This window comes from Pseudomonas emilianonis (assembly GCF_023072625.1).
Classification (GTDB): Bacteria; Pseudomonadota; Gammaproteobacteria; order Pseudomonadales; family Pseudomonadaceae; genus Aquipseudomonas; species Aquipseudomonas paraveronii.
The window spans coordinates 23,392-34,296 of sequence record NZ_JAKNRV010000018.1 but is presented as its reverse complement, the minus strand read 5'-3'; the positions used below and the strand labels follow the sequence as shown (position 1 = coordinate 34,296).

Annotated in this window: 11 protein-coding genes; 7 read left to right on the top strand and 4 right to left on the bottom strand. The window is 60.7% G+C overall.

Features of this window, described 5'->3' with window-relative positions:
• Positions 1 to 1,199: AAA family ATPase (locus tag L9Z73_RS04290; protein WP_247396708.1), on the bottom strand; the 1,199-nt coding region annotated here is incomplete at its 3' end.
• Positions 1,200 to 1,278: 79 nt separating this feature from the next.
• Positions 1,279 to 1,569 (bottom strand): DUF3565 domain-containing protein, encoded by a 291-nt coding sequence (locus L9Z73_RS04285; protein ID WP_345894152.1) that lies wholly within the window; start codon positions 1,567 to 1,569, stop codon positions 1,279 to 1,281.
• Here L9Z73_RS04285 and L9Z73_RS04280 point away from each other — a divergent pair.
• Positions 1,568 to 2,053 carry an FKBP-type peptidyl-prolyl cis-trans isomerase gene (locus L9Z73_RS04280; RefSeq protein WP_247396704.1) on the top strand — a complete coding sequence of 162 codons (486 nt, stop codon included), beginning with the start codon at positions 1,568 to 1,570 and terminating at the stop codon, positions 2,051 to 2,053. The two genes, L9Z73_RS04285 and L9Z73_RS04280, sit on opposite strands and share 2 nt — an antisense overlap.
• A 172-nt stretch (positions 2,054 to 2,225) precedes the next feature.
• On the opposite strand, the gene rpsT is transcribed toward L9Z73_RS04280, so the two are convergent.
• Positions 2,226 to 2,504, bottom strand: coding sequence for a 30S ribosomal protein S20 (gene rpsT / locus L9Z73_RS04275; protein WP_029292043.1), 279 nt, complete (start codon positions 2,502 to 2,504; stop codon positions 2,226 to 2,228).
• A gap of 253 nt (positions 2,505 to 2,757) precedes the next feature.
• Here rpsT and murJ point away from each other — a divergent pair, with 253 nt between their 5' ends.
• From murJ to ispH, 6 genes are all read left to right on the top strand, one after another.
• Positions 2,758 to 4,296, top strand: coding sequence for a murein biosynthesis integral membrane protein MurJ (gene murJ, locus L9Z73_RS04270; RefSeq protein ID WP_247396702.1), 1,539 nt, complete (start codon positions 2,758 to 2,760; stop codon positions 4,294 to 4,296).
• Between the two features lie 120 nt (positions 4,297 to 4,416).
• The gene (gene ribF / locus L9Z73_RS04265; RefSeq protein ID WP_247396700.1) at positions 4,417 to 5,355 is read left to right on the top strand and encodes a bifunctional riboflavin kinase/FAD synthetase; all 939 of its coding nucleotides are present in this window, start codon (positions 4,417 to 4,419) and stop codon (positions 5,353 to 5,355) included.
• Positions 5,356 to 5,369: 14 nt separating this feature from the next.
• Positions 5,370 to 8,201 (top strand): isoleucine--tRNA ligase, encoded by a 2,832-nt coding sequence (gene ileS / locus L9Z73_RS04260; RefSeq protein WP_247396699.1) that lies wholly within the window; start codon positions 5,370 to 5,372, stop codon positions 8,199 to 8,201.
• On the top strand, positions 8,194 to 8,703 hold the full coding sequence (lspA, locus tag L9Z73_RS04255; protein WP_247396698.1) for a signal peptidase II: 510 nt from the start codon (positions 8,194 to 8,196) through the stop codon (positions 8,701 to 8,703). Before ileS ends, lspA begins: the two co-directional genes overlap by 8 nt.
• Positions 8,704 to 8,710: 7 nt before the next feature.
• On the top strand, positions 8,711 to 9,148 hold the full coding sequence (locus L9Z73_RS04250; protein WP_247396717.1) for an FKBP-type peptidyl-prolyl cis-trans isomerase: 438 nt from the start codon (positions 8,711 to 8,713) through the stop codon (positions 9,146 to 9,148).
• 137 nt (positions 9,149 to 9,285) lie between these two features.
• Positions 9,286 to 10,233: a 4-hydroxy-3-methylbut-2-enyl diphosphate reductase gene (ispH, locus tag L9Z73_RS04245; RefSeq protein WP_247396697.1), complete on the top strand. Its 948-nt coding sequence runs from the start codon at positions 9,286 to 9,288 to the stop codon at positions 10,231 to 10,233.
• On the opposite strand, the gene L9Z73_RS04240 is transcribed toward ispH, so the two are convergent.
• Positions 10,187 to 10,768, bottom strand: a complete 582-nt coding sequence (locus L9Z73_RS04240) for a GspH/FimT family pseudopilin (RefSeq protein WP_247396696.1) — start codon at positions 10,766 to 10,768, stop codon at positions 10,187 to 10,189. The genes ispH and L9Z73_RS04240 overlap by 47 nt on opposite strands.
• Positions 10,769 to 10,905: the final 137 nt, after the last annotated feature.

The following is a 10,905-nucleotide window of genomic DNA, read 5'->3' as shown; positions in this document are numbered from 1 at the left end:
ACGGTCAACGGCTCGCTGCCTTCGGGCAAGACGATGCGCTTGTTGGCGGCCTGGGCGCGCTGGATCAACTGGTAGCGGAACACTGCCGGCGAAAGGCGCATCTCCCGTGGCGTGCCGCAGCGTTGGTGCAGCCAGCGCGCATCGAGGTGGCTGGCGACGAAATCGGTGATGATCTCGGCGCGCTCGCGGTCATCGATGGGGATTTCCTTGTTCAGGCTGTTGAGCAGGTTCGCTGTCTCGTAGGAGCCGGTACTTACCGACAGCACCGGCAGCCCGGCCTGAAAGGCGCCTCGGCAGAGGTCCATGATGCGCGGGTCGGGCAGGGTGTCGCTGGTCAGCAGCAGGCCGGCCAGGGGCACGCCGTTGATCGCGGCCAGGCTGACGGCGAGGATGATGTCGTCGCGGTCACCCGGCGTCACCACCAGCACGCCCGGCTTGAGCAGTTCCACGGTGTTACGCATGGTGCGGGCGCAGATGATGATTTTGGACATGCGCCGGGTTTCATAATCGCCGGCGTTGAGGATCTGCGCGCCCATCAGGTCGGCGACGTCGCGGGTACGCGGCGCGTTGAGTTCGGGCTGGAAAGGAATGCAGCCGAGCAGGCGGAAATCCCCGCTGCGCAGCAACGGTGAATGCTCCTTGAGGCGCGCCGAGAAGGCTTCCATGCTTTCATCGGTGCGCACCTTGTTGAGGATCACACCGAGCACTTTCGGATCTTTCGGGCCGCCGAACAACTGGGCCTGCAATTCCACGCGGCCGGAGAGTTCGGTGAGCACTTCGTTTTCCGGCGCAGAGACCAGGATCACTTCCGCGTCCAGGCTCTTGGCCAAGTGCAGGTTGACCCGCGCCGCATAGCTGGCGCTGCGGGTCGGCACCATGCCTTCGACGATCAGCACGTCCTTGCCCACGGCGGCCTGCTGATACAGGGTGATGATTTCTTCGAGCAATTCGTCGAGCTGGCCGTCGCCGAGCATCCGCTCGACATGGGCCAGGCCCAGAGGCTGCGGCGGTTTCAGGCCGTGGGTGCGTGCGACCAGTTCGGTGGAGCGTTCGGGGCCGGTGTCGCCGGGGTGCGGCTGGGCAATCGGTTTGAAGAAGCCGACTTTCAACCCGGCACGTTCAAGGGTGCGCACCAGCCCGAGGCTGATGGAGGTCAGACCCACACCAAAATCGGTGGGCGCGATAAAAAAAGTCTGCATGCGAATTCTCTGGAGGTGCATGGCTTCGGTGGCGCTCTATGGTTGAGTGCCTACCGGGAATCAGGCGCCAAGGTTATCGTTATTCGCGCTCCTGCGCACACCAGCCGCAGGCAAAGGGCTGGCCTATTTTTTCCAGGCGGTGTGCGGGGTCGAGTACCCAGGTGCGCGATTGCCAGGGCGGCTGGTGGCGCAGGTGTTGGGTGTGGCCGCAGGACAGCTCGGCAACCCAGTGCCCGTCGTCGTCCTGGTGGAATCCGAGGATGACGGCGACCGTTGATCGACCCCGTCCGTCCGGGTTCTGTTCGCTTTCGGGCAAATCCTTGTTTAGACTTGTCCGTTCTTCATTCTTATGCAAAAGGTCTCGCCCCATGACGATCGCCGCTAACAAGGCAGTCTCCATCGACTATACCCTGACCAACGACGCTGGTGAGGTCATCGACAGCTCAGCCGGCGGCGCGCCGCTGGTCTACCTGCAAGGCGCAGGCAACATTATCCCGGGCCTGGAAAACGCCCTGGTCGGCAAGAGCGTTGGTGATGAACTGACCGTTGTCGTAGAGCCTGAAAATGCTTACGGCGAATACTCCGCCGAACTGGTCAGCACCCTGAGCCGCAGCATGTTCGAAGGTGTCGACGAACTGGAAGTGGGCATGCAGTTCCACGCTTCCGCGCCGGACGGCCAAATGCAGATCGTCACCATCCGTGATCTGGACGGCGACGACGTCACCGTCGACGGTAACCACCCTCTGGCAGGCCAGCGCCTGAACTTCCAAGTGAAGATCGTGGCCATCCGCGACGCTTCCGAGGAAGAAGTCGCCCACGGCCACGTGCACGGTGAAGGCGGTCATCACCACTGATTGATGTGTTGATCAGGTGGTAGCCAAAACGCCCCGACTGGTTCGGGGCGTTTTTTTTGTGCGCGCAATAAAGAACAGCGATTTATTGCGCCCAAACAAAAATGCCCCGGACCTTTCGGTACGGGGCATTTCTTAACTGTTACGCAGGTAAACCGGCGTGGCAGTTTATCGCTTAGGCTGCAACAGCAAGGTTCAGAGCCTTGATGTGGCCATTCAAACGACCTTTATGGCGAGCAGCTTTGTTCTTGTGGATGATGCCTTTATCGGCCATGCGGTCGATAACTGGCACAGCCAGAACGTAAGCAGCTTGAGCTTTTTCAGCGTCTTTTGCGTCAATGGCCTTAACTACATTCTTGATGTAGGTACGAACCATGGAACGCAGGCTGGCGTTGTGGCTGCGACGCTTCTCAGCCTGTTTTGCACGTTTTTTGGCGGAAGGTGTGTTGGCCACCGTCGAGCTCCTCGAAAGACTTTTTAGGAAATAGCAAACAAAATAGGCCGCGAATCATGCCGATGAGTTGATGGGTTGTCAAGGGCGGCTGATGCGAACTGCTGAGTGGTCGATCTGAAGAGGCGGGTGATTTATTTCCGGCGCTTGACCTGTAAACTCGCGAGCTTTGGCGCTGTGCTGTTGCAGGCGCGCAGTATCGCATAAGTAGGCGCGTAGTTCGCCTGCTCTTTATCTATAGGCGCAAACTCTTTCAATGAATCTGCTCAAATCGTTGGCTGCCGTCAGCTCAATCACGATGATCTCCAGGGTTTTGGGGTTTGTGCGTGACACCCTGCTGGCGCGCATTTTTGGCGCCAGCATGGCCACGGATGCGTTCTTTATTGCCTTTAAACTGCCCAACCTGTTGCGGCGGGTCTTCGCCGAGGGCGCGTTTTCCCAGGCGTTCGTGCCGATCCTGGCGGAATACAAGACGCAGCAGGGCGAGGAGGCGACCCGCACATTTATCGCCTATGTCTCGGGCCTGCTGACCCTTGTGCTGATGCTGGTGACCCTGGTTGGCATGCTCGCCGCGCCCTGGGTGATCTGGGCCACGGCGCCCGGGTTTGCCAATACGCCGGAAAAATTCGCGCTGACCACTGATCTGCTGCGGGTGACTTTCCCCTACATATTGCTGATCTCCCTGTCCTCCCTGGCCGGCGCCATCCTCAATACCTGGAACCGTTTCTCGGTGCCGGCGTTCGTGCCGACCCTGCTTAACGTCAGCATGATTATTTTTGCGCTGTTCCTCACGCCCTACTTCGATCCGCCGGTCATGGCCCTGGGCTGGGCGGTATTGGCCGGTGGCCTGGCGCAATTGCTCTACCAACTGCCGCACCTGAAAAAGATCGGCATGCTCGTGTTGCCGCGCCTGAACCTCAAGGACACCGGCGTCTGGCGCGTGATGCGCAATATGCTGCCGGCGATCCTCGGGGTGTCGGTCAGCCAGATTTCCCTGATCATCAACACCGCGTTTGCGTCGCTGCTGGTGTCCGGTTCGGTGTCGTGGATGTATTACGCCGATCGCTTGATGGAGCTGCCGTCCGGCGTCCTCGGCGTGGCCCTGGGCACGATTTTGCTGCCGACGCTGGCGCGTACCTACGCGAGCAAGGACCGCCAGGAATACTCGCGCATTCTCGATTGGGGTTTGCGCCTGTGCTTCGTGCTGGTGTTGCCGTGTTCCCTGGCGCTGGGAATCCTGGCCGAGCCACTGACGGTGTCGTTATTCCAGTACGGGCAATTCAGCGCGCACGATGCCTTGATGACCCAGCATGCGCTGATCGCCTATTCCGTCGGTCTGCTCGGCATTATCGTGATCAAAGTGCTGGCGCCGGGTTTCTACGCCCAGCAAAACATCCGCACGCCGGTGAAGATCGCGATCTTCACGCTGATCGTCACACAGTTGCTCAACTTGGTGTTTATCGGCCCGCTGGCCCACGCCGGCCTGGCCTTGGCCATCAGCGCCGGTGCCTGCATCAATGCCGGCCTGCTGTTTTACCAACTGCGCAAACAGCAGATGTTCCAGCCGCAACCGGGCTGGGGGATATTTGCCCTCAAGCTGCTGGTGGCGGTGGCGATGATGTCGGCGGTATTGCTGGGCCTGATGCACTTCATGCCGGCCTGGGATCAAGGCCATATGCTCGAGCGCTTCCTGCGCCTGGGCGTGCTGGTGGTGGCGGGCGTGGTGGTGTACTTCGGCATGTTGCTGCTGCAAGGTTTCCGCCTGCGGGATTTCAATCGCAAGGCGCTGGGTTAGAGGGTTTGCCGCGATAAAACCGGTGTTTTATCGATTCCATCCGTTTTGCCCTGCGCTGTTGCCTGTGATCCGGGGCCGGGTGTGGTTATAATCGACCACTTTATGAGCAAGAAGCGCGTTATGCAGCTGGTTCGAGGTCTCCACAACCTGCGCCCCCAGCATCGGGGCTGCGTCGCCACTATTGGCAACTTTGACGGTGTACACCGTGGCCACCAGGCTATCCTGGCCCGGCTGCGCGAGCGTGCGGTCGAGTTGGGCGTGCCCAGCTGCGTGGTGATTTTTGAGCCACAGCCGCGGGAATTCTTTACCCCGGAAACGGCACCGGCGCGCCTGGCCCGCTTGCGCGACAAGCTGCAACTGTTGGCGGAGGAGGGCGTGGACCGTGTGCTGTGCCTGGCCTTCAACCAGCGTTTGCGCAGCCTCAGCGCCGCCGAGTTCGTCGACCGTATCCTGGTGGATGGCTTGGGCGTGCAGCATCTGGAGGTCGGCGACGACTTCCGCTTTGGGTGTGACCGGGTCGGCGATTTCGATTTCCTGCAACACGCTGGCGTGACCCAGGGTTTTACCGTCGAAGCCGCGCAAACCGTCGAACTGGACGGCCTGCGCGTGAGCAGTACCCAGGTGCGTAATGCCCTGGCTGCCGCCGACTTCGCCTTGGCTGAGCGTTTGCTCGGTCGCCCGTTCCGCATTGTCGGGCGGGTATTGCACGGCCAGAAGCTGGCGCGCCAACTGGGCACGCCAACCGCTAACGTGCAGCTCAAGCGCCGTCGTGTGCCGCTGACCGGGGTTTACCTGGTGAGTGTCGACATCGACGGCCAATCGTGGCCGGGAGTCGCCAATATAGGCGTCAGGCCCACGGTTGCAGGTGATGGCAAGGCCCACCTGGAAGTTCACCTTTTGGATTTTGCCGGGGATTTATATGACCGGCGTTTGACGGTGGTTTTCCACCAGAAGCTGCGTGAAGAGCAGCGTTTCGCCTCCCTTGAGGCGTTGAAAACGGCGATCAATGCGGATGTCGCCGCCGCCCGTGCCCTAGCCGCACCTAGCGCCCATCGCTAACCGAAGAGCCTTAAATGACCGACTATAAAGCCACGCTAAACCTTCCGGACACCGCCTTCCCAATGAAGGCCGGCCTGCCACAGCGCGAACCGCAGATCCTGCAGCGCTGGGACAGTATTGGCCTGTACGGAAAGTTGCGCGAGATTGGCAAGGATCGTCCGAAATTCGTCCTGCACGACGGCCCTCCTTATGCCAACGGCACGATTCACATCGGTCATGCGCTGAACAAAATTCTCAAGGACATGATCATCCGCTCGAAGACCCTTTCGGGTTTCGACGCGCCTTATGTCCCGGGCTGGGACTGCCACGGCCTGCCGATCGAACACAAAGTCGAAGTGACCCACGGCAAGAACCTGGGCGCCGATAAAACCCGCGAACTGTGCCGTGCCTATGCCACCGAGCAGATCGAAGGGCAGAAGTCCGAGTTCATCCGCCTGGGTGTCCTGGGCGACTGGGCCAACCCGTACAAAACCATGGACTTCAAGAACGAAGCCGGTGAAATCCGCGCCTTGGCCGAAATCGTCAAGGGCGGTTTCGTGTTCAAGGGCCTCAAGCCCGTGAACTGGTGCTTCGACTGCGGTTCGGCCCTGGCTGAGGCGGAAGTCGAGTACGAAGACAAGAAGTCCTCGACCATCGACGTGGCCTTCCCGATCGCCGACGACGCCAAGCTGGCCGAGGCCTTTGGCCTGGCAAGCCTGGCCAAGCCGGCCGCCATCGTGATCTGGACCACCACCCCGTGGACCATCCCCGCCAACCAGGCGCTGAACGTACACCCGGAATTCACCTACGCCCTGGTGGATGTTGGTGATCGCCTGCTGGTGCTGGCCGAAGAGATGGTCGAGGCCTGCCTGGCTCGCTACGAACTGCAAGGTTCGGTGATCGCCACCACCACCGGCACCGCGTTGGAATTGATCAATTTCCGTCACCCGTTCTACGACCGCCTGTCGCCGGTGTACCTGGCTGACTACGTTGAACTGGGTTCGGGTACCGGTGTGGTTCACTGCTCGCCTGCCTATGGCGTCGACGACTTCGTGATCTGCAAAAAATACGGCATGGTCAACGATGACATCATCAACCCGGTGCAGAGCAATGGCGTTTACGTGCCATCGCTGGAGTTCTTTGGCGGCCAGTTCATCTTCAAAGCCGACCAGGTGATCATCGACAAGCTGCGTGAAGTTGGCGCACTGATGCAAACCGATACCATCAAGCACAGCTACATGCACTGCTGGCGCCACAAGTCTCCGCTGATCTACCGCGCTACCGCGCAGTGGTTCATCGGTATGGATAAAGAACCGACTAGTGGCGAAACCCTGCGTAACCGCGCGATCAAGGCCATCGAAGACACCAAGTTCGTCCCGGCCTGGGGCCAGGCGCGCCTGCACTCGATGATCGCCAACCGTCCGGACTGGTGCATCTCCCGCCAGCGCAACTGGGGCGTGCCGATCCCGTTCTTCCTTAACAAGGAAAGCGGCGAGCTGCACCCGCGTACCGTCGAACTGATGGAAGTCGTGGCCCAGCGCGTTGAGCTGGAAGGCATCGAAGCCTGGTTCAAGCTGGACGCCGTCGAGCTGCTGGGCGCCGAAGCGCCGCTGTACGACAAGATCAGCGACACCCTCGATGTGTGGTTCGACTCTGGCACCACCCATTGGCACGTGCTGCGCGGTTCGCACCCGATGGGTCACGAAACCGGCCCGCGCGCCGACCTGTACCTGGAAGGTTCGGACCAGCACCGTGGTTGGTTCCACTCGTCACTGTTGACCGGTTGTGCCATCGACGATCACGCACCGTACCGCGAATTGCTGACCCACGGTTTCACCGTTGACGAAAACGGCCGCAAGATGTCCAAGTCCCTGGGCAACGTGATCGCGCCGCAAAAGGTCAACGACACCCTGGGCGCCGATATCATGCGCCTGTGGGTTGCCTCGACCGATTATTCGGGCGAGATGGCCGTGTCGGAGCAGATCCTGCAGCGCAGCGCCGATGCCTACCGTCGTATCCGTAATACCGCACGCTTCATGCTGTCGAACCTGACCGGTTTCAACCCGGCCACCGACATCCTGCCGGCCGAGGAAATGCTCGCCCTGGACCGTTGGGCCGTGGACCGTACCCTGTTGCTGCAACGCGAGTTGCAGGAGCACTACGGTGAATACCGCTTCTGGAACGTCTATTCGAAGATTCACAACTTCTGCGTGCAGGAGTTGGGCGGTTTCTACCTCGACATCATCAAGGACCGCCAGTACACCACCGGCGCCAACAGCAAGGCGCGCCGCTCGGCGCAGACCGCGCTGTATCACATCTCCGAAGCGTTGGTGCGCTGGATCGCACCGATCCTGGCCTTCACCGCCGACGAACTGTGGGAATACCTGCCGGGCGAGCGCAACGAGTCCGTGATGCTCAACACCTGGTACGAAGGCCTGACCGAACTGCCGGCCGACTTCGAATTGGGTCGCGCATACTGGGAAGGCGTGATGGCGGTGAAAGTGGCCGTGAACAAGGAGTTGGAAGTCCAGCGTGCGGCCAAGGCCGTCGGTGGCAACCTGCAAGCCGAAGTCACCCTGTTTGCCGAGGAAGGCCTGAGCGCCGACCTGGCCAAGCTGAGCAACGAACTGCGCTTCGTGCTGATCACCTCCACCGCGAGCCTGGCGCCATTCGCCCAGGCGCCGGCGGACGCCGTGGTCACCGAAGTGCCTGGCCTGAAGCTCAAAGTCGTCAAGTCGGCCTTCCCCAAGTGCGCCCGTTGCTGGCACTGCCGTGAAGATGTCGGCGTGAACCCTGAGCATCCGGAAATCTGCGGTCGTTGCGTCGACAACATCTCTGGTGCTGGCGAGGTTCGCCACTATGCCTAACGCCAGTCGTTTCGGACGTCTTGGCTGGCTCGTATTGAGCGTGCTGGTCCTGGTCATCGACCAGGTCAGCAAGGCTCACTTCGAGGGCACCCTGGAGATGTTCCAGCAAATCGTGGTGATCCCGGATTACTTCAGCTGGACCCTGGCCTATAACACCGGCGCGGCGTTCAGCTTCCTTGCCGATGGCGGCGGCTGGCAGCGCTGGTTGTTCGCCCTGATCGCCGTGGTGGTCAGTGCGGTGCTGGTGGTCTGGCTCAAGCGCCTGGGTCGCGATGACACCTGGCTGGCCATCGCCTTGGCACTGGTGCTGGGCGGCGCGCTGGGCAACCTGTACGACCGCATCGCCTTGGGCCATGTGATCGATTTCATTCTGGTGCATTGGCAGAATCGCCATTACTTCCCGGCGTTCAATTTTGCTGACAGCGCCATCACCGTCGGTGCAATCATGCTGGCACTCGATATGTTCAAAAGTAAGAAAACCGGAGAGACCGTTCATGACTGATCAGGTATTGGCTGAACAACGCATTGGCCAGAACACGGAAGTCACCTTGCATTTCGCATTGCGCCTGGAGAATGGCGACACGGTCGACAGCACGTTCGACAAATCCCCGGCTACCTTCAAGGTGGGCGATGGCAACCTGCTGCCGGGTTTTGAAGCGGCCCTGTTCGGCTTCAAGGCTGGCGACAAGCGCACCCTGCAGATCCTGCCGGAAAACGCCTTTGGCCAGCCCAATCCGCAGAACGTACAGATCATCCCGCGTTCACAGTTCCAGGACATGGACCTGTCGGAAGGCCTGCTGGTGATTTTTAACGATGCGGCGAATACCGAGCTGCCGGGTGTGGTCAAAGCCTTCGATGATGCGCAAGTGACCATCGACTTCAACCACCCGTTGTCCGGTAAAACCTTGACGTTTGACGTAGAAATCTTCGACGTTAAAGCGCTCTAACTGACAGAACCGGCTCCTGCGGGCGCTGGCTTGTGTGGGAGCTGGCTTGCCTGCGATGGCATCACCTCGGTGTACCTGATACGCCGAGTCGACCGCATCGCAGGCAAGCCAGCTCCCACAAAGACACGAGGCACAGCATGCAAATCAAACTCGCCAACCCCCGTGGCTTCTGCGCCGGCGTGGACCGGGCGATCGAAATCGTCAACCGCGCCCTGGAAGTCTTCGGGCCGCCGATTTACGTGCGCCATGAAGTCGTCCACAACAAATTCGTGGTCGAAGACTTGCGCGCTCGCGGCGCCATCTTTGTCGAAGAACTCGATCAGGTACCGGACGACGTCATCGTAATCTTCAGTGCCCATGGGGTATCCCAGGCTGTACGTACCGAAGCGGCAGGCCGTGGCCTGAAAGTGTTCGATGCCACCTGCCCGCTGGTCACCAAGGTGCATATCGAAGTCGCGCGCTACAGCCGCGATGGCCGTGAATGCATCCTGATCGGCCACGCCGGCCACCCGGAAGTCGAAGGCACCATGGGCCAGTACGACGGCGGCAACGGTGGCGCGATCTACCTGGTGGAAGACGAGAAAGACGTCGCCAACTTGCAGGTACACAACCCGGAGCGTTTGGCCTTCGTCACCCAGACCACCTTGTCCATGGATGACACCAGCCGGGTGATCGATGCCCTGCGCACACGCTTCCCGGCGATTGGCGGCCCGCGCAAGGACGACATCTGCTACGCCACGCAAAACCGCCAGGATGCGGTCAAGCAACTGGCCGATGAATGTGATGTGGTGCTGGTCGTCGGCAGCCCTAACAGCTCAAACTCCAACCGCCTGCGTGAACTGGCTGAACGCATGGCCACGCCGGCGTACCTGATCGACGGCGCCGAGGACATGCAGCGCAGCTGGTTCGATGGCGTCGAGCGTATCGGCATCACGGCGGGCGCCTCGGCGCCGGAAGTCCTGGTGCGCGGTGTGATCCAACAGTTGCAGGCCTGGGGTGCCACAGGTGCCGATGAGTTGGCCGGTCGTGAGGAGAACATCACTTTCTCCATGCCCAAGGAGCTGCGGGTTCGTTCGCTGCTCTGAGTCCCAGGGTGTTGAGCAAGCCTCGGCATAATGCCTGCTCGGTTTTATCTCGGCGCAGGCTGATGCGCCCACTGGGGGCCAGCACCACTTGAAACAGGCTTTGTGCCTGGTCCGTGGCGCATACATGCACGGTGCCGGCACGAAAGCCCCCGCCAGCAAAGACCGGCTCTCCCAGCCCGCTGAAGCGAACCTGGCTCCTGACCGGTCCATTGCCCACGATCTGCACGCGCCCATTGTCCTGGTGCTCCAGCAGCACGGGATTATCGTCGTCCAGATGGCCGCGCCCGCTCAGATCCACGATCACCCGCCAGCCCCGGCTCCAATCATTGTCAACGGCATGCATGACTACCGCCCGGTTGCGTGCGATGGCTTCAGTGCGCGCATAGCGCAGGCCGCCAGCCAACGACTGGGCAGCGCTTTGTCGCTGCTGGGATTCCAGCAAACCCTTGAAACTGGGTACCGCCAACTGCGCAAGGATGCCGCTCAGGATAAGCCCGAGCAGTAGTTCGATCAGGGTGAAACCTCGCTGTGTCATGTGCTGTCCCTCCGTGGACGTGATGGATACTCAGATGGCATGCCTAGGTATAGCGTCCAGCTCGTGGTGTTGAATGCTGGCCTTTATGTCCAAAGTATTTCCCTTTGTTCCGGGAGCAGCGCAGGCCAAAAACCGGC

Bases quoted from the DNA above. Each gene is read 5' to 3' on its own strand.
- L9Z73_RS04280 (WP_247396704.1), top strand. From the start codon at position 1,568: ATGACGATCGCCGCTAACAAGGCAGTCTCCATCGACTATACCCTGACC.
- ribF (WP_247396700.1), top strand. From the start codon at position 4,417: ATGCAGCTGGTTCGAGGTCTCCACAACCTGCGCCCCCAGCATCGGGGC.
- ileS (WP_247396699.1), top strand. From the start codon at position 5,370: ATGACCGACTATAAAGCCACGCTAAACCTTCCGGACACCGCCTTCCCA.
- L9Z73_RS04285 (WP_345894152.1), bottom strand. From the start codon at position 1,569: ATGGGGCGAGACCTTTTGCATAAGAATGAAGAACGGACAAGTCTAAAC.
- ispH (WP_247396697.1), top strand. From the start codon at position 9,286: ATGCAAATCAAACTCGCCAACCCCCGTGGCTTCTGCGCCGGCGTGGAC.
- lspA (WP_247396698.1), top strand. From the start codon at position 8,194: ATGCCTAACGCCAGTCGTTTCGGACGTCTTGGCTGGCTCGTATTGAGC.
- L9Z73_RS04240 (WP_247396696.1), bottom strand. From the start codon at position 10,768: ATGACACAGCGAGGTTTCACCCTGATCGAACTACTGCTCGGGCTTATC.
- murJ (WP_247396702.1), top strand. From the start codon at position 2,758: ATGAATCTGCTCAAATCGTTGGCTGCCGTCAGCTCAATCACGATGATC.